This window comes from Cyanobium sp. ULC082 (assembly GCF_977927535.1).
Genome location: NZ_OZ376397.1, coordinates 1,180,429 through 1,196,950, shown reverse-complemented (window position 1 = coordinate 1,196,950; position 16,522 = coordinate 1,180,429). Strand labels below are relative to the sequence as shown.

Here is a 16,522-nt window from a genome sequence, read left to right as displayed (position 1 = left end):
CACCAGCATTTCCAGATGTTCACTGGTGAGGCACCGCGCATCCTCCGGGTCGGCTCTGAGTGAAAGAACCGATAGCCTTTCCATGCACCAATCCCGGAGCTGGGTGAGTTGGAGAATTCGGTTTACGAATTCTTGCTCCTCTGCAAATCCATCCATCCTGTCTGCCTTGCTTCTGGACAATCATTGTCTCGGCTGCGGGTATGCCTGAACGAAAGTTTGTAACCGTCTGGAGTAGCGAACTGAACACCGAGGCGTGGAGGCATTGCTCTGTTCGAGCCCGGGCTCGGCACGGCATTGCTCTGCTCTGACAACTGAGTGTCCCGGCATCAGGGAACCACGTAACACTGACCGGTAACACATCTTGTATCATTGCTCAAGCGATTGGGTATCTTTTGAGTATTGAGATTGGAGCGATTGCCGCTATTGTCTAGAATTATGAACTTTCCCTTTGTCATGCATCCAGTAATCACTTCAATCGCCTTGTTTTTTGGGCTTGGCATCGTTGGCGCTGCCACTCCGGTCTTGTCTGCCACTATGAGGGTTCCAGTTGAAACAGCATCATTCGGCAGTGGAGCAATTGTTGGACTCCCTGTCGAATCCGACGTCTGGCTTCTGAGCCAGGGCGGCGAAGGTGGTGAGGCTGCGGCCAAGGTTGAGGAGATGAGCGCCGGTGAAAAGGCCAATGCCGCCTTCGTGAACAGGCTCGGCTCCCAGCAGCTGCTGGCGGCATTGCGCTCGGGCGGGAACATCATTTACTTCCGCCATGCCCAGACCACCAAAGACTACGCAGACCAGGCCGATCCGAAGATGAGCCTGGCGAGTTGCGAAACCCAGCGCAAACTCAGCGCAGCCGGCATCGAACAAGCCAGAGAGATTGGCAAGGCCTTCCAGACGCTGAAGATTCCGGTCGGCACTGTCTACAGCAGCCAGTATTGCCGCGCCTGGCAGACGGCTGATCTGGCCTTCGGACGGCATCAACAGTCTGCCAAGTTGATTTTCTTCCCTTCGAGGATTACACCGACGCTCAGATGGCTGAGATGAAGGCCAATCTGCTGCCCTTCCTCACGGCGCCTCCCAGGCCGGGCACCAATACCGTGGTTGTTGGCCATGATGATCTCTTTGAGGCGGCAACCGGCATCTATCCAGATCCCCAGGGAATCGCCTACGTGCTCACGCCCGACGGCAAGGGAGGTTTCACAGTCCAGGCCAGCCTGAAGCCGGATCAGTGGGCCAGCTTCTGATGACTGTTCGGTGAAGCCTGTTCGGTGAAGCCTGTTCGGTGCTGCCTGTTCGGTGCTGGATTCCTGGCGATCCCCCGCCTCCTGTTCAGGGGATTTCGGCCATCGTGAACAACCGGTCCGGTGTGTTTCCCCTTGGTTCCCATCACGCCGTCTCCCTTGCCGCCTCAGCCCGCCGCCATGGTCTGGGTGATGCCTTGCCCTGCACCCAGTGATTGGGAGCTGATCGGCGACGTGCCGTTGCCGCGCGAAGGCCGTGACGGCCAGCCGCTGGGTGGTTTTTCCGCAGCTGCTCTCGATTCAGACGGAACCACCCTCTGGCTGCTCAGTGATGCGCCGCTTCCTTTTCTGGTTCCGCTTCACGGCGTTGATCGCCTGGGCTCTCCCGCTGCGCCGCCGCCTGTCTTCGGTCGTCGCCTGCCGCTCAGCGCGGCCAACGGTCAGCCCTTCGAGCAACCCCTGGACGGCGAGGGGCTGGTGTTGCGGGACCGGGAGTTCTGGATCGTCAGTGAGGGGCGCCGCACCACGGAGCAACCCGCCCGCTTGATGCGTTTCGATCGGCGCAGCGGCCAACTGCTCCAGTCCCTGGAGCTCCCGGACGACTGGCGTGCCCAGCCGGGACGGGGGCTGGATGTGAACCAGGGGCCGGAATCGCTCACCCTGTTGCCTCCCCAGTTCAGCACGTTGCTGCTGGCTGCGGAGCGGCCCTTGCTCCAGGATCCGCCCGGCCAGGTCCGGCTGCTGGGCTTCGGCCCCCTGGCGGGCGCCGTGGCTGGCTTGTCGCCGCAGACGCCTGGCTTTCAGCCGCTCGGTTCGTTCGACCTTCCCCTCGGCGGCCCCCGCTGGGGCCTCACCGACCTGCTCGCCTTCCGCGGAGAGAGTGGCCGGGCTGGAGTTCCGGCTGGTCTGCTCGGACTGATCCGCGGCTATGAGGCCCCGGCGCGCTGGTGGAGCCGTCTGGTGCTGCTGCCCACCCCTGGGCCCGCCGTCCCAGCTCCGGGCCCGTTGCAGCAGTGGGATCTGCTTGCTGCCGGTCTCACTCCAGAGAACTGGGAAGGTCTCGCCGCTGGCCCGCCGCTGTCGGATGGACGACCGACGTTGCTGCTGGTCAGCGATGACAATTTCAGTCCACTGCAGGCGAACCGCCTGGCCCGCATCGCCCCCCGCTGCCGGGCGCCCCGATGACCCTTCCCCGCCGCCGCTTTCTGGCTCTGCTCGGCTTGAGCGGTGCAGCCCTGGCGGCTCCAGGACCGCTGCGATCAGGCCCTGTCGCTGCCCGCAGCCCTGCCGCTGCCGTCTTGCCTTTCCAGCCGGTTCTGGCTCCTCTCCCCCTGGCCAGCGAAGGCCTCACCGCCGCTGAGCAGCGCCGGCGCCATGGGCGCCAGGTTGTTGAGGACCGGCTGGTGGTGCCGGAGGGCTTCCGCTCCGACCTGCTGCTGGCCTGGGGTGATCCCCTCGGTGACAGCCGGGTGGGCTACAACAACGACTTCCTGGCCCTCACCCCCCAGGGCCCGGGCCGGGCCCTGCTCACCATCAACTTCGAGTACATCAGCGAGCGCCCCTGGCTGGAGGGGTTCGCTGAGGTGGTGGGTCAGCCGCTGCCCTTTGCGGAGCTTGCTGAAGCACTTCAGCCCCGCGGTGGGCGGATCGACTGCACGGACCTGGCGGCGGCGGACCCCCTCTGGCCCCTGCTGCGTGGCGTTGTGGACCAGGCGATGACCGACCTCGGCATCGGCGTGGCCAGCCTGACGGCGGCACCCGGCGGGGGCTGGTTGCGCTCCCCCGGCCCCCTCGATCGTCGGATCACCGGCATCAGTGGCCTGAGCCGGCCGGAGCAACGCCTCAAGGTGAGCGGGCCTGCGGCCAGCGTGTTCCGCCGCCGCCAGCGGCTCGGCTACGACGACGGCCTCGCCGATCGGGTGATCGGCACATTTGCCAACTGCGCCGGCGGCACCACCCCCTGGGGCACGGTGCTGAGCGCCGAGGAAAACTTCCAGACCCATGTTGTCGAGCCGGTGTATGCCGACGGCAGCTCCCAGCACCCCCGCGAGCGGCCCCTGGCCTGCCGGCCCGGATCCTTCAGTGGACTGGGCAACGTGTATGGCCTGGCCGGCAACAAATACGGCTGGATGGTGGAGATCGATCCGGCCGATCCCACCGACCCCGGCACCAAGCACACCGCCCTCGGCCGTTTCCGCCATGAGGCGGTGGCGGTGCGGGCCGAGGCGGAGCAGCCGCTTGTGGTTTACTCCGGCTGCGACCGCCGCGGCGGCCACCTCTACCGGTTCGTGAGTGCCGGGCTGGTGAAGGATCGGCGCGACAAGCGCAATTCCCGTCTGTTCGGCCAGGGGCGGCTGGAGGTGGCCCGATTCTTCGCCGATGGGAGCGGCAGCTGGATTCCGCTGCTGCCCTCCACTCCCCTCGATCCCTTCCTGCCTTCGGGGTTCGGCAACGCCGGATTGGCGGTGCCCGTGATGCTTCCCAACCCCGACCGGCTCCAGGCCGGCGGCGTCGCCTTCCTGGACGATGCCGGGGTGGGGGCGTACGTGCGGCGCTTCCCCACCCTGGCCGCCCTCTATCCAGGTCATGGTGAGGAGCAACAGGGGGCGATCCTGATCGATGCTCACCTGGCGGCCAATGCGGTGGGCGCCACCCCCACGGCCCGGCCGGAGGACACCGATCTCGATCCGGTGACGGGTGACCTGTTGATCGCCTTCACCTCCGGCAGCTCCGACAGCGAGGGCGGCGCTGACCCGGCGATGTTCCAGGGGCCGCAGGGGGAGATGACCTGGCCCCACGGTTTCGTGATGCGGCTGAGTGAAGCCGGGCCCGCCAGCGAGGGGCGATTCCGCTGGCGGATGGTGGCCACCGGCGGTGAACCCTGGGCGGGGGGCATGGGCTTCACCAACCCCGACAACCTGGCCCTCGATCGGGCCGGCAACCTCTGGATGGTGACCGATCGCAGCAGTGGCTCCTCCTCCACCGATCTGTTCGGCAACAACAGCTGCTGGCTGCTGCCCCGCCAGGGGGGCGGCGCCGGTGAGGCCCTCTGCTTCGCCATCGGCCCGAACGAGTGTGAGCTCTGCGGTCTCGCCCTCGATCCGGCCGAGCGCAGCCTGCTGCTGGCTGTGCAGCACCCTGGCGAGGCCAATGGCACCCATCGGGCCGGCATGGAGGAGTTTCAGTCCTTCGAGCTGGTCGATCGCGAGGGCGTCCGCTTTCCCCAGCTACGCCAGGTGTCACTCGGCTCGAACTGGCCCACCGGCGCCCCCGGCCGTCCCCCCCGGCCCGGCGTGGTGGTGATCCGCCGGCTGGATGGCTCAGCGTTGCTGAACACCTGAATCGGGATCTTCGAGGCTGGGCATCAGGGCGAGGGAGGCCAGCAGGCCCAGGGCCAGGATCAGCAGGGCCGGCACCAGGGCGGCGGATACCCGCTCGTCGCTGGAGTACTGGTAGACCCGCACCGCCAGGGTGTCGAAGTCGAAGGGACGCAGGGAAAAGGTGAGCGGCAGTTCCTTGACGGTGTCGACGAACACCAGCAGCCCTCCCACCAGCAGGGGACCCCGCAGCAGGGGCAGATGCACGCGCCGCAGCACCTGCAGCCAGCTGCAGCCCAGCCCGGTGGCGGCTTCATCGACGCTGGGCGGGATGCGCTCGAGGGCAGCGTCCAGGCCTCCCTTGGAGACGGCCAGGAAGCGATCGCCATAGCCCCAGAGCAGCAGCAGCAGCGGACTGAATCCCAGTGGACCGCCGATCAGCATCAGGGCCAGGGCCAGCACGGTGCCGGGGATGGCATAGCCCATGCCCGCCGCGAAGGTGAGCTTCCGCAGGATGGGCTGGGGAATCCAGCGCCGGGCGATCGACAGCAGCAGGGCGGCCGCCACGGTGACCAGGGCTGCCGCCAGGGCCAGGCCAAAGCTGCGCAGACTCAGGGCCAGCAGGTCGTCGAGGGAATCGCTCTGCAGCTGGTCCCGGCTCACGAAGGCCCAGGTGAGCGGAATCGCCAGGCTGGCCAGGGGTGGCAGGAGGGTGAGCAGCTGGGCGGTGGCCCGTCGCCAACCCCGCAGCTGCCACTGCAGGGGGCTGGCGCCCTCGTTGCCCAGATTCCAGCGTCGGCTGCGCTGGCGCAGCCAGCGTTCGGCTCCCACCAGCAGGCTCACCATCACCAGGGCCAGCAGCGCCAGCCCCACGGCGCCCTGCAGGTCGCCTTCCCCCTGCCAGCGTTGCAGGATGCCCCGCGAGAGGGTGGGGACGCCGAGCAGTTCCACCGCACCCAGCTCGTTGACCACCTCCATGCCGCTGAGGGCAACGCCGGCCCCGATCGATGGCAGGGCCAGCGGCAGAGCCACCCGCCGGAAGCTGCCCCAGGGTCCCACCCCGAGGCTGCGGCAGGCCTCCAGCTGGCGGCGGCCACTCACCGAGAAGCTCTCGGTGGACAGCAAAAAGACATAGGTGTAAGTGGTGAGGCTCAGCAAGAGCACGGCCCAGCCGAGGCCATGGACCCGCAGGCCCCAGCGGCTGCCGAGGTCCACCAGCACGGCGGCAAGCACGAAGGCCGGTGCCGCCAGGGGAATCACCTGGGCCAGCCGCAGCCAGCGCCGGCCAGGGAAGTGGCAGCAGGCGGTCAGCCAGCCGTTGGCCGTTCCCAGGGCGGCGCCGATCAGCCCCACCGCCACCAGCAGGGCCAGGGTGTTGAGCAGTTGCTCCACCCCCTCCGCACCAAGCCTGAGGCTGCCGAGGCCGGTGCCGAGCAGGGCATAACCCAGCAGCACCAGCACCGGCAGCAACGCCAGCGCACAGACCAGCAGCACAGCCACCACCAGGGGTGATCGCCGGGGCGGGGCCGAGACCCAAGCTGCTGTCAGTGACACCATCGGCTGTTTCTACTTCCAGCCGTTCGATTCCATCATCAAGGTGGCCGCCTTGCTCCTCGATCCGATCTGCTCAACCGAGACGCCATCGGCCCGGAATGTGCCGAACCGCTTGAGGATGGGGTTGTCCCCGAAGCCCTTGAGCGGATACTCGTTGTTGGCTTCGGCGTAGCCGCGGCCGCCGGTGGGGGAAGCCAGGAATTCGATCAGCCTGATCGCTCCCTGGGGGTTCCTGGCATGGCGCGTGACGCCGGCACCGCTGATGTTGACGTGGGACGGATTGAGGTAAACCACTTTGAGCTGCTCGGCCAGACGCTTGTCGTCGGCGCCGCCTTCACCGGAGAGCATCCGGGCCACGTAGTAGGAGTTCACCACCCCCACGCCGCAATCCCCCCTGGCGACAGCCCGCGCCAGGGGCGTGTCGGAGGTGAAGAAGGGCTGCTTCACGTTGGCCACCATGCCGCGCATCCAGGTCCGGGTGGCCGCATCACCGCGCAGGATCATCTGGCTGGCCACCAGCGACTGGTTGTAGGGGCTCTTGCGTTCCCGCAGGCAGAGCTTGCCTTTCAGGCCCGGCCTGGCCAGATCGGCATAGGTGCGGATCGTGGCGGGATTCACCAGCTTCGGGTTGACCACCACCGCTCGCACGCGGCGGGTGAGGCCATACCAGCGACCCTTGGAGTCCCGCAGGTTGGCCGGCACATCCCGTTGGAGAGCGGCCGAGCGGCTGGGCTGGAACAGGCCCTGATCGGTGGCGGCGTCAAGGCGGGCAGCGTCGACGAGTACGAGCACATCGGCGGGGCTGTTCTTGCCCTCACTCTTGAGCCGCTCCAGCAGGGCGTCGTCCTTGGCCTCCAGCACGTTCACCTTGATGCCCGTGCGGGCGGTGAACTGGCGGTAGAGCTCCTTGTCGGTGTTGTAGTGACGACCGGAGTAGACGCCGATCTCAGCCGGTTTGCGGTTGGCCGGGGATTGCTGGGCGAGGCCGGCGCTGATGGCGCCGCCGATTGAAACGGCCAACAGGCCGGTGGTGGCAATCTGAAGGAACGTGAATGGAAATCGATTCATCTTGAGATTGATGCGCTTTGAGGGCGCTGGATCAATCTCCGGAGCGTAGGAATCGTGTGATCAACGTCTGCGACCAAAGGGTTCGGCTTGACGTGACCAATGTGACGAAGGGATGAAGCCTGGGGCGGCTCAGGCCCCCTGGAGCCCTCACCGGCGGGATCTGACCCGCACCGGCACCAGGGCTGGCTGCATCAACCCTCCACCGGAATTGTCGTCGTCAGAGTTGGCGGTGAGCCAGAAGGCGAGACCGAACAGGGCGAGGACCCCGGCGAAGAGCAGAAAATCGACCATGGCCCCGGCTCAATGTCGTCTCAGCGTAACCAGGTTCCACGGCTGAATTGTGTCGATGGCGGCGAATCTGCCCCGGAGAGGGGCTGACTCAGGAAAAACCCTTGCCGGCATCCTTGGCCACACAGGCCCTGAGCTGCTGCCGCAGGGTGGCGTGATCGAGGTTTTTGCCGATCAGCACCAGCTGGTTCTTGCGGGCACCGGTCCAGTCGCTGTCGTCGATCGAGAAGCGTTTGCCGGCCAGATGAAACACATGGCGCCGCTCGCTCTCGTTGAACCAGAGGATCCCCTTGGCCCGGAACACCCCCGCCGGGAGCTGATTGTCCAGGAAGTTCTGGAACTTGCGCAGGCCGAACGGTCCATCGGCGGCAAACGAGAGGGAGGTGAAGCCTTCGATCGCCAGGTGATCGGCCGGATGGCTGGAGTCCGCATGGTCGTGGCCATGGTGATCGCCGTGATCGTGGCTGTGCCCGTGATTGGGATCGTGCCCGTGATCGTGGCTGTGGTCATGATCGTGGTGAGGCACGGTGGCTGGCTGGGCCACCACCCGATCCGATTCGAACAGCCCGACACTCAGCAGCAGTGGCAGCGGCACAACCCCCTTCACGGAACGCAGGATGCGGGCCTCCGGTTTGATGCTGAGCAGCTGCTGCTCAAGGGCCTGGAGCTGTTGCTCCGATACCAGATCTCCCTTGTTGAGCATCAGGATGTCTCCATAGACCACCTGGGCCCGGCCCACCTCGCTGCCCAGCAGGGCCTGGTCAGAATTTTCGGCATCGATCAGGGTGATGATCGAATCGAGCCTGGTGCTGTCGCGCAGTTCACTGCCCAGAAAGGTCATCGCCACCGGCAGCGGATCGGCCAGTCCGGTGGTTTCCACCACCAGGTAATCCACCGGGTTGGGGCGTTGCAGGATCCGCTCCACAGCTTCGAGCAGTTCGCCGTTGATCGAGCAGCAGATGCAGCCGTTGCTGAGTTCCACCATGTCTTCGCCGGTGGCGATGACCAGGTCGTTGTCGATGCCGATCTCACCGAACTCATTCACCAGCACGGCTGTTTTCAAGCCCTCCTGGTTGGCGAGGATGTGGTTGAGCAGGGTGGTTTTGCCGGCTCCCAGGAACCCGGTGAGAATCGTGACCGGCAATGGGCTGGGACGGCTGGTGATGCTGCTCATGGCCTGGGGAAGATGGCGGGAGATCGGATCGAATCAGTCTGGAGCCTGGCTGCGCCCAAGGCGCCAGGCCAGGCGGATGGCCTCGTCCCTGACCTCCCAGGCGTGGTGGGCGGGGTCGATCGGCCCCCGCTGCGGCACCGGCGAGAGGGCACGGTGGTCCATGGCACGGACCAGGTCACCGCGCCAGAGGCTGGCCTCCTGCCGCTGGAGCAGGGCTTCCGGGCCGCTGGCCAGGGAAGACTCCTCCAGGCGGCGCTCCAGCCAGGTCCATTCGTAGAGCAGCTCGTCGTCGGAGCAGCAGGCCAGCTGTGCGGCGTAGGCCGGATTGGTGGCCGGATCGCGGCGCCTCTGTCGCCCGAACGTCTGCATGATTTCGCGCAGCAGGCTCATGGGGTTGGCGGAGACGTCGTTCCATCCTGATCGGCGTGGGGCCGTTCGCTCAGAAGCTGAAGCTGGTTTTGATCAGGGCGCCCAGCTGGTTGAAGCTGTCTCCCGATGGCGTCTCCTGGCCGAGTGGCCGGCTCAGATAGAACAGAGCCGGCGTCACCGAGATGTTGTCGGTGACCTGAACCTTGTACCACCATTCCCACACGAAATTGCCGTCGTTCGGGCTGCCCCCTCCTTCCAGGGCGGTGGCGAAGATCGGCTGGCCGACCGCCATGCCCAGGGCGTTGCCCTTCCAGAACACATCGCTCCACTGCAGACCCACCATCCAGGATTGACTGGTGCTGACGCTGCCATCGGGCTGGGAGTCGTCGTAGCTCGTGCTGTTGATCCCCCAGCCGGCGCTGATCGAGGGCAGCCAGCCGGATGCAGCCGGTTGCCAGTAGCCACTGAGGCCGAAGGCGTTGGTGCTGCTGGAGGGATTGTCCTCGAACACAGCGGCTGTCAATGGCGTGGCACCGGAGATGGCGACACCTTGCTGGATGTAGTTGTAGATCGCAGCCACGGCCCAGCGTTCGCTGGCATAGGCAAGCTGGGCGGTTGCGGTGCCCTGGCTGTTGCCGTTGCCGATCCCTCCGATTCCGGAATCCCCCAGGAAGCCTGTGGCGGCCACATAGGCGGCACTGAGGCTCCAGCCTTCGCTCTGCCACCAGAGGCCCGCGCCAGGTCCGGCGTTCTTGTTGTAACTGGATGGGATGCCGTTCAGGAAGAAGAAGTTGAGGATCGGATCGGTCACGTAGGCGGTGGGCCATACCGCCAACATGTCTTCCTGGCCGAGCCTCCCGCCGATCGTGGCGGTGAAATTGGCACTGAGCGGGAACTGGTAATAGAGCTTGTCGATCCCCAGCGCATCGGGGCCGGCATCCTCCTCAAACGCGATCTCCATGATCGAGAGATTGCCGGTGGGTCCGGCGCCGCCGAAGGCGCTGCTGCCGAAGTTGCCGCCCCGAAGCACCGTGCGGAGCAGATCCTTGCCGGTGAAGCTGGTGTCAAGCACCAGCTGCACGTCGTAGTTGAAGGTGGTGGCGCCCACCTCGGCCCGGGTCTGATCGAGCAGGGCATCGGCGCTGCCGCCAAAGGCGTTGGCTCCCACCACGAAGGTGGCCAGGCCGCTGAGCTTGGTGGTGGTGGAGAACTGACTCGCCTCCAGCTCACCCACCTTGGCTTCGAGACCATCGACGCGGCCCTTCAGCACGGCCAGCTCGGTTTCGAACTCCTTGATCAGGCGGCGGAGTTCGTCGGTCACCTCAGTGATCCGGTCGAGGCAGGCGTTGAGCAGGGCGGCAGCTTCCCAGCGGCTCAGCGGCTTCTTGCCACGGAAGCTGCCATCTGGATAGCCAGCCACGCAGCCGTAACGCTCGACCAGGTTGGCGAGCGCCTGGTAGGCCCACTCGGTGGGCTGCACATCGGAGAACTGGGTGATGCTGGTGACCTGCTGCTGGCTGATCGGAGCGCCACTGGCGGCATAGCGGTTGATGCCATCGAGCTTGAGCTCTGAGGCGGCTGCGCCCAGCGGAGCCGCTGGCAGGAGCAGGCCGAAAGCGGCGGGAGCGATCAGGCGGGCCAGGGAGAGGGTCATCAAGGGGGAGATCCAGGTTGGCGGGACAGACACGGCGGCCGGCCTGTCCTGAGTCTGCCGAGAACGATAATAGTTATCAAAATCATCCTGGGTCCGATCGACCGGTTGCTCCTCCGGCTGTGCCATCACCAGCGGTGCTGGGTCAGCCTTCGCCGCCTTCACCACCTTCACCGCCTTCTCCTTCCTCACTGCCTTTCTTGTCTTGACCGCCTTTCTTGTCGTCGCGGTCCTCCTTGTCCTTCTGGTCATCGGCGTGATCAGGCTCGGATTGCTCGGCCGCCGGCGATTGCGGTTCGCTGGATTCAGGAGGCTTGCCACAGCCGGTCATCCCGGCAATCAGACCGGTGGCGGCAAGAAACAGGGCGACACTGGAGCGCTGCATCGTGGATCGAATGCGAATGAGGCCGATTGTGGATCGCGGCCAGCATGAAGGTCTCACCATTGGCACAAGGACCGGTGTCATTGGTTACGGACTCCTTGCTGCTGGTTGTTCCGGATTCGATCAGCGCACCAGCAACCCGATCATCGACCGGTGCAGATCAAGGATGGAGACGGCCTGATGCGTTTCCAGATCGAATCGCTGCTCACACCTGAGCAAATCGCTGCCTGGCGAGATCGCCTTCTGGAGCCTGGGGTGGACTGGCGTCCAGGCCACCAGACGGCCGGCTGGCATGCCCGGGCGGTCAAGCACAACCACCAGCTGGAGCGGGGCTCCAGCCTGCACAGGCAGCTGGCGCTCCAGGTGCGCCAGGCCTTGGGGGGCCACCCACTGCTGAATTCGGCGGCGTTGCCGAGCCGGATCCATGGCCTGCTCTTCAGCCGCTCAGGGGTGGGGGAAGGCTACGGCCGCCATGTCGACAACGCCTTCATGGCCGATGGCCGCTCCGATCTCTCCTTCACCCTGTTTCTCTCGGAGCCGGCCACCTACGCGGGCGGCGCCCTGGTGCTGGAGTTCCCCCACGGCGAGGAGGCGGTTCGCCTCGGCGCCGGCGACGTGATCGTCTACCCCAGCACCCTTCTGCACCGGGTGGAGCCCGTGACGGGGGGGGAGCGGCTGGTGTGTGTGGGCTGGATCCAGAGCCGGATCCGCTGCGCTGAGCAGCGGGAGCTGCTGTTCGAACTCGACACGGCCCGGCGGCTGCTGTTCAGCCAGCAGGGGAAAGCGGAGGCCTTCGATCTGCTCAGCCGCAGCTACAGCAACCTCCTGAGGATGTGGGGGGAGCAGCGCTGATCCGGGCCCCGGCGTTCAGGGCACGTCCTGCCGCTCCTGGCATCTGGCGCAGATCCCGAAGAATTCCAGGGTGTGGAAGAGCAGCCGGAAACCTTCCAGCTGCTGGGGTTGCAGATGCACGTCGTGCATGGGACAGGCCCGCAGGGGCAGGGTGCGGCCACAGTCGACGCAGGTGAGATGGTGCTCGTCCCGTTCGGTGGGGGCGTAGAGCGCCTCGCCGCTGGGCAGGTGGCGGCAGCGCACCAGGCCGCGCTGCTGCAGCTGGCGCAGGTGGCGGTAGACCGTGGCCAGACCCATGCCGTGGGGGGTGCTCCGCAGCCGGGCGTGTAGGTCCTGGCCGGAGAGCTCATGGCCGGCCGCCTGCAGCTGGTCGAGCAGGTGGCTCTGTCTGGCGTTCAGCGGGCTGGCGTTGCGCGGACTGGCATTCATAACGGAAACGGCTGCCTCGGAAGCCATGGCCAGGACGACAGCGATTCACCGCTGATCCTATGGAGCGCCGTCCCAGCCCATTGAGCCGATCCGAAACGAAAGGGCAACAGGACCAATGGAATTGAATGAGTATCATTCTCAGCTGGATCTGCCGTTCTCCCGGCGCCTCGCCTGTCACCGCTCGCTTTCCCCATGCGAATCGTCCTGCGCCCCATGGCGGTGCTGACCGCAGCCGCCCTGCTGGCCTCCTGCACTCGTGTCGGCCAGGGGCCGGCGACCAGTTCCGCCCTGGAGCTGCAGGTGGTCACCACCTTTCTGCCGATCACCGAGTTCACCAGGGCGGTGGCCGGAGATTGCGCCACGGTGCAGGCCCTGATTCCCGCCAACGTGGGGCCCCACGATTTCCAGGCCACACCCAGTGATCTGGTGCGGTTGCAGAACGCATCGGTGCTCGTCAAGAACGGCCTTGGCCTCGAGGAGTTTCTCGACAAGCTGATCAGTGGCGCCGGTAACGCCAAGCTCAAGGTGATCGATTCCAGCGCCGGGATCGCCACCCTGGCGAACCCTGAGCAGAAGCCCGAAAGCGGCCATGACCACGCCCATGACCACGGCCATGACCATGGCCCGAACAATCCGCACATCTGGCTCGATCCGTTGCGGGCCGTTCAGCAGGTGGAAACGATCCGCGATGGACTGATCGCCGCCAAGCCCGCCTGCAAGGAGCAGTTCACCGCCAATGCCGCCAGTTTCAGCGCCCAGCTGCGGGCCCTCGATGCCGAGCTGGCGGCCCGGTTGAAGCCGTTTGCGGGCAAAACCTTCGTGGCCTTCCATGATTTCGCCCCCTATTTCGCCGACCGCTACAAGCTGAGTGCCTCCTTCGTGGTGGAAGCCCCTGAAGAAAATCCCAGCCCGGCCAATCTGCAGCGGGTGGCCAGACAGGTGAAGCAATCCGACCTCAAGGCGTTGCTCTCCGAGCCCCAGGAAGGCAGCCGTTCCTTCAACGCCCTCGCTGCCGATCTCGGGGTGCGGGTGAGTGTGTTCGACCCCCTGGAAACCGGCCCCGCCGAGGCTGATCAGCCCGGCTATTACGCCGCCCAGATGCGTCGCAATGTCAATGATCTGGTCGGGGCTTTCGGATCGTGAGCGGCTTCCGCCCAGCGGTGCGCTTCCCCTTTGCTCGGTAGGCTGAAGTGATGGCGGAAATGGTTCTCGAAGTCAGGGGCCTCACGGTGCGGCGCGAGGGGGTCACCGCCGTGGAGAACGTGAGCTTCGCGTTGGCTGCGGAGTCCGACACCGCCCTGGTCGGTCCGAACGGAGCCGGCAAGAGCACCCTGGTGCAGGCGCTGCTCGGCATCCTTCCGCACCAGAGCGGCCAGGTGCAGGTGCTGGGCCGTCCGATGGGTCCCCAGGGCCAGTTGCCCGCATCGGTGCGGGCCCAGCTGGCTTACCTGCCGCAGACCTTCACCGTGCGCAACCGCTGCCCGTTGAGCGTGGCCGATTTCGTGGGCCTGGGCTGGGATCCGCCGGGGCTGCAGCTGCCCTGGCACGGGTCGGAGCGGCGGCGGCAGGCGGTGCGCCAGGCGCTGGCCAAAACCGGCTGCAGTGATCTGGCCGATCAGCTGATCAGCGAACTCTCCGGCGGCCAGACCAAACGCGTGCTGCTGTCGTTCTGTGTGGTGCGCCCGCGCCGCCTCCTGGTGCTCGATGAAGCCCAGGCGGGCCTCGACAGCCAGGCGGCGGAGCAGTTCTACGGCCTGCTGTTCGACCTGCGGCGCAGCGAGGGCTGGACGATCCTGCAGGTGTCGCACGACCTGGAGATGGTGCGACGCACCTGCGATGGCGTGCTGTGCCTGAACCGCAGTCTGCGTTGTTCAGGCCCGCCTGATCACGCCCTCAGCCCCGCCCAGCTGGAGCGGGTCTACGGCCGTGGCTATGTGCCCTATCACCATCACCACCGATGAACGACGGCGTGGCCCTGGGCGAGCTGCTGGCCCAGCCGTTCATGCAGCGGGCCCTGATCGGTGGCCTGCTCACCGGGGCCCTGGGCGGCCTGCTGGGCAGCTTCGCGATCCTGCGCCAGCTCTCCTTCTTCAGTGATGCGCTCGGCCATTCGGCCCTGCTCGGCATCACGCTCGGCATCCTGCTGGGCCTCAACCCCACCCTGGTGCTGATCCCCTTCGCGGTGCTGTTCGCCCTGGTGGTGAGTCGGCTGGTGGAGCACAGCCGCCTTCCCACCGATGCCCTGCTCAACATCATCTACTCGTCGTCGCTGGCGATCGCCGTGGTGGCGCTCAGCTTCGTGCGCAGCTACAAGGGCGGCATCCACCAGCTGCTGTTCGGCGACATCCTCGGCATCTCCTGGCTGGATCTGGGGCTGATCGTGGGGTTGCTGCTCACCGCTGCGGCCTATCTCGGCCTCACCCGCCGCGACCAGATCCTGCTCACCCTCGATGAACCCCTCGCCATTGCCCGTGGGGTGGCGGTGCCGCTGCACCGGTTGCTGTTCATCGTGCTGCTGGCGGTGGTGGTGGCGATCTCGATCAAGGCGGTGGGGGTGCTGCTGATCAGTGCCTTCGTGGTGATCCCGGCCTGTGCCTCCCGCTTGGTGAGCCGCCACTTCGATGGCTACGTGGTTCTGGCCGCGGCGTTGGGGGCCATCTGCGCCGTGCTGGGGCTGCTGCTCTCCGGCCGCTTCGATCTGCCCTCAGGGCCCTGTGTGGTGATCTTTCAGCTGGTGGGCTTTCTGGTGGCCCTGGCGGTGGCGGCCCCCAGGAATCAGATGAACACCTCTTCGCGGGGATAGCCGACCCTCGACTGGGGCCTGCTGCCGTAGAAGGCTGAGAGCAACAGCATGATGCCCAGCCGTCCCACGAACATGCCCACCATCAGCACCAGCTGGCCCCAGCGGTTCACATTGGCGGTCACGCCCACATCCAGCCCGACGGTGCCGAAGGCCGACATGCAGGTGAACAGTTTCTCGAGGAAGTTGTAGCTTTGGGCGCTTTCCCCGCCCGCCGTTGGACCGAGGCCCAGCAGCAGGGTCATCAGGATCACGAACAGACCGGAGGCCAGGGCCACTCCCACCGCCTTGAGCAGGATGTCGCCGGGGATTTCGTGGCGGCGGATGATCACCCCCTTGCGGCCTTCGAGGGTGGAGCGGGTGGCACCCATCAGCACCGCGAAGGTGGTGGTTTTGATGCCGCCGCCGGTGCCGCCGGGGCTGGCGCCGATGAACATCAGCACGATCATCAGCAGCAGGCCCGCATCCGAGAGGGTGGTGATTGAAAGCGGCACCGTGTTGAACCCGGCGGTGCGGGTGGTGATCGACTGGAAAACAGTGACCTGCAGCTTGTCCCATAAGGGGAGGGTGTTCATGATCCCGTCCGGCGTGAACTGTTCGGTGAACAGCAGCCCCAGGGCGCCAACCACGATCAGCACCAGAGTGCTGCGCAGCACCAGCCGCGTGTGCAGGCTGAGGCGGTGGAGCTTGCGCAGCTTGTAGCGCTTCTCCCAGACATCGTTGGTGACGCGCCAACCGATGCCGCCGGTGACGATCAGGCTGGCGATCACCCCATTGACGACCGGATTGGCCCGGTAGCCGACCAGGTTGTCGCTCCAGAGACCGAAGCCGGCGTTGTTGTAGGCGCTGATGCAATGAAACATCGCCGCCCACAGCCGCTCGCCGTGGTTGCTGATATCGGTGAATCCGAAGACATACAGAATCACCGTGCCCACCCCCATCACGCAACCGGCGGTGATCAGGATGCGGTGAAAGGTCGGGCCGATGCCACCGACGCCGAACTCATCGAGCGATCGGCCTTTGTCGAGGCGATGACGCAGGCCGCCGCGACCCTGCACGAAACCCTGCAGAAAGGTGGTGATCGCCATCAGGCCGAGCCCGCCGGTGATGATCAATCCGGCCAGGGTCAACTGCCCGAAGAAGGTGAGATCCTTGCCCACATCGATGATCGACAGACCCGTCACCGTGATCGCCGATGTCACCGTGAACAGGGCCTGCCAGAGTCCGACGTCGTCGCTGGAGCAGAGGGGGGAGGCCAGCAGCACGGTTCCCAGGGCGATCACCAGCAACCCGGTGACCACGGTGAACTGGGGAACCGAGAGGCGATGGCGCCACAGCAGCAGGCGGCTCCAGAAGGGATGAAGGGGGCTGGATGTCATCGCGCCAGGGCCGTTTGCGGC

17 protein-coding genes are annotated in these 16,522 nt (G+C 66.1%); 8 read left to right on the top strand and 9 right to left on the bottom strand.

The window, feature by feature from the left end; translation table 11 throughout:
* Positions 1-435 precede the first annotated feature (435 nt).
* The 4 genes from ACXMDY_RS06435 (at position 436) to ACXMDY_RS06420 (ending at position 4,579) form a co-directional block, all read left to right on the top strand.
* Positions 436-1,041: a histidine phosphatase family protein gene (locus tag ACXMDY_RS06435; RefSeq protein WP_259701573.1), complete on the top strand. Its 606-nt coding sequence runs from the start codon at positions 436-438 to the stop codon at positions 1,039-1,041.
* Positions 1,029-1,241, top strand: a complete 213-nt coding sequence (locus ACXMDY_RS06430; RefSeq protein WP_259701574.1) for a histidine phosphatase family protein — start codon at positions 1,029-1,031, stop codon at positions 1,239-1,241. Before ACXMDY_RS06435 ends, ACXMDY_RS06430 begins: the two co-directional genes overlap by 13 nt.
* A gap of 156 nt (positions 1,242-1,397) precedes the next feature.
* Positions 1,398-2,423, top strand: coding sequence for an esterase-like activity of phytase family protein (locus tag ACXMDY_RS06425; RefSeq protein WP_457767509.1), 1,026 nt, complete (start codon positions 1,398-1,400; stop codon positions 2,421-2,423).
* A complete protein-coding gene (locus ACXMDY_RS06420; RefSeq protein WP_259701576.1) occupies positions 2,420-4,579 on the top strand; it encodes a PhoX family protein in 2,160 nt (719 codons plus the stop codon). Before ACXMDY_RS06425 ends, ACXMDY_RS06420 begins: the two co-directional genes overlap by 4 nt.
* Here ACXMDY_RS06420 and ACXMDY_RS06415 read toward each other — a convergent pair.
* The 7 genes from ACXMDY_RS06415 to ACXMDY_RS06385 form a co-directional block, all read right to left on the bottom strand.
* Positions 4,559-6,112, bottom strand: a complete 1,554-nt coding sequence (locus tag ACXMDY_RS06415) for an ABC transporter permease (RefSeq protein ID WP_259701577.1) — start codon at positions 6,110-6,112, stop codon at positions 4,559-4,561. The genes ACXMDY_RS06420 and ACXMDY_RS06415 overlap by 21 nt on opposite strands.
* Before the next feature lie 9 nt (positions 6,113-6,121).
* Entirely contained in the window at positions 6,122-7,177 is a 1,056-nt protein-coding gene (locus ACXMDY_RS06410; RefSeq protein ID WP_457767508.1) for an extracellular solute-binding protein, read from the bottom strand.
* A 147-nt stretch (positions 7,178-7,324) separates the two neighbouring features.
* The gene (locus ACXMDY_RS06405) at positions 7,325-7,468 is read right to left on the bottom strand and encodes a hypothetical protein (RefSeq protein WP_259701579.1); all 144 of its coding nucleotides are present in this window, start codon (positions 7,466-7,468) and stop codon (positions 7,325-7,327) included.
* Positions 7,469-7,556: 88 nt separating this feature from the next.
* Complete coding sequence (locus ACXMDY_RS06400; protein ID WP_259701580.1) at positions 7,557-8,639, bottom strand: CobW family GTP-binding protein; 1,083 nt, start codon at positions 8,637-8,639, stop codon at positions 7,557-7,559.
* Between the two features lie 33 nt (positions 8,640-8,672).
* Complete coding sequence (locus ACXMDY_RS06395; RefSeq protein WP_259701581.1) at positions 8,673-9,029, bottom strand: hypothetical protein; 357 nt, start codon at positions 9,027-9,029, stop codon at positions 8,673-8,675.
* A 49-nt stretch (positions 9,030-9,078) separates the two neighbouring features.
* Positions 9,079-10,662: an iron uptake porin gene (locus ACXMDY_RS06390; RefSeq protein WP_259701582.1), complete on the bottom strand. Its 1,584-nt coding sequence runs from the start codon at positions 10,660-10,662 to the stop codon at positions 9,079-9,081.
* Positions 10,663-10,804: 142 nt separating this feature from the next.
* Positions 10,805-11,044 (bottom strand): hypothetical protein, encoded by a 240-nt coding sequence (locus ACXMDY_RS06385; RefSeq protein ID WP_259701583.1) that lies wholly within the window; start codon positions 11,042-11,044, stop codon positions 10,805-10,807.
* 177 nt (positions 11,045-11,221) lie between these two features.
* Here ACXMDY_RS06385 and ACXMDY_RS06380 point away from each other — a divergent pair, with 177 nt between their 5' ends.
* On the top strand, positions 11,222-11,893 hold the full coding sequence (locus tag ACXMDY_RS06380) for a Fe2+-dependent dioxygenase (RefSeq protein WP_399243850.1): 672 nt from the start codon (positions 11,222-11,224) through the stop codon (positions 11,891-11,893).
* Between the two features lie 15 nt (positions 11,894-11,908).
* Here the strand turns inward: ACXMDY_RS06380 and ACXMDY_RS06375 are convergent, their stop codons facing one another.
* On the bottom strand, positions 11,909-12,349 hold the full coding sequence (locus tag ACXMDY_RS06375; protein WP_399243832.1) for a Fur family transcriptional regulator: 441 nt from the start codon (positions 12,347-12,349) through the stop codon (positions 11,909-11,911).
* A gap of 165 nt (positions 12,350-12,514) precedes the next feature.
* Here ACXMDY_RS06375 and ACXMDY_RS06370 point away from each other — a divergent pair, with 165 nt between their 5' ends.
* Genes ACXMDY_RS06370 through ACXMDY_RS06360 form a run of 3 tightly spaced genes read left to right on the top strand, consistent with a single transcriptional unit; the run spans position 12,515 to position 15,125 of the window.
* Positions 12,515-13,465, top strand: coding sequence for a metal ABC transporter solute-binding protein, Zn/Mn family (locus ACXMDY_RS06370; RefSeq protein ID WP_259701585.1), 951 nt, complete (start codon positions 12,515-12,517; stop codon positions 13,463-13,465).
* A 50-nt stretch (positions 13,466-13,515) separates the two neighbouring features.
* Positions 13,516-14,283 carry a metal ABC transporter ATP-binding protein gene (locus ACXMDY_RS06365; RefSeq protein ID WP_259701586.1) on the top strand — a complete coding sequence of 256 codons (768 nt, stop codon included), beginning with the start codon at positions 13,516-13,518 and terminating at the stop codon, positions 14,281-14,283.
* Positions 14,280-15,125, top strand: a complete 846-nt coding sequence (locus ACXMDY_RS06360) for a metal ABC transporter permease (protein ID WP_259701587.1) — start codon at positions 14,280-14,282, stop codon at positions 15,123-15,125. The genes ACXMDY_RS06365 and ACXMDY_RS06360 overlap by 4 nt, the downstream gene beginning before the upstream one ends.
* On the opposite strand, the gene ACXMDY_RS06355 is transcribed toward ACXMDY_RS06360, so the two are convergent.
* Entirely contained in the window at positions 15,098-16,501 is a 1,404-nt protein-coding gene (locus tag ACXMDY_RS06355; RefSeq protein ID WP_259701588.1) for a TrkH family potassium uptake protein, read from the bottom strand. The genes ACXMDY_RS06360 and ACXMDY_RS06355 overlap by 28 nt on opposite strands.
* Positions 16,502-16,522: the final 21 nt, after the last annotated feature.

Coding starts and splice junctions, on each gene's coding strand:
- ACXMDY_RS06415 (WP_259701577.1), bottom strand. CDS start 6,112: ATGGTGTCACTGACAGCAGCTTGGGTCTCGGCCCCGCCCCGGCGATCA.
- ACXMDY_RS06435 (WP_259701573.1), top strand. CDS start 436: ATGAACTTTCCCTTTGTCATGCATCCAGTAATCACTTCAATCGCCTTG.
- ACXMDY_RS06360 (WP_259701587.1), top strand. CDS start 14,280: ATGAACGACGGCGTGGCCCTGGGCGAGCTGCTGGCCCAGCCGTTCATG.
- ACXMDY_RS06410 (WP_457767508.1), bottom strand. CDS start 7,177: ATGAATCGATTTCCATTCACGTTCCTTCAGATTGCCACCACCGGCCTG.
- ACXMDY_RS06400 (WP_259701580.1), bottom strand. CDS start 8,639: ATGAGCAGCATCACCAGCCGTCCCAGCCCATTGCCGGTCACGATTCTC.
- ACXMDY_RS06375 (WP_399243832.1), bottom strand. CDS start 12,349: ATGGCTTCCGAGGCAGCCGTTTCCGTTATGAATGCCAGTCCGCGCAAC.
- ACXMDY_RS06380 (WP_399243850.1), top strand. CDS start 11,222: ATGCGTTTCCAGATCGAATCGCTGCTCACACCTGAGCAAATCGCTGCC.
- ACXMDY_RS06370 (WP_259701585.1), top strand. CDS start 12,515: ATGCGAATCGTCCTGCGCCCCATGGCGGTGCTGACCGCAGCCGCCCTG.
- ACXMDY_RS06420 (WP_259701576.1), top strand. CDS start 2,420: ATGACCCTTCCCCGCCGCCGCTTTCTGGCTCTGCTCGGCTTGAGCGGT.
- ACXMDY_RS06430 (WP_259701574.1), top strand. CDS start 1,029: ATGGCTGAGATGAAGGCCAATCTGCTGCCCTTCCTCACGGCGCCTCCC.
- ACXMDY_RS06385 (WP_259701583.1), bottom strand. CDS start 11,044: ATGCAGCGCTCCAGTGTCGCCCTGTTTCTTGCCGCCACCGGTCTGATT.
- ACXMDY_RS06405 (WP_259701579.1), bottom strand. CDS start 7,468: ATGGTCGATTTTCTGCTCTTCGCCGGGGTCCTCGCCCTGTTCGGTCTC.
- ACXMDY_RS06365 (WP_259701586.1), top strand. CDS start 13,516: ATGGCGGAAATGGTTCTCGAAGTCAGGGGCCTCACGGTGCGGCGCGAG.
- ACXMDY_RS06395 (WP_259701581.1), bottom strand. CDS start 9,029: ATGAGCCTGCTGCGCGAAATCATGCAGACGTTCGGGCGACAGAGGCGC.
- ACXMDY_RS06390 (WP_259701582.1), bottom strand. CDS start 10,662: ATGACCCTCTCCCTGGCCCGCCTGATCGCTCCCGCCGCTTTCGGCCTG.
- ACXMDY_RS06355 (WP_259701588.1), bottom strand. CDS start 16,501: ATGACATCCAGCCCCCTTCATCCCTTCTGGAGCCGCCTGCTGCTGTGG.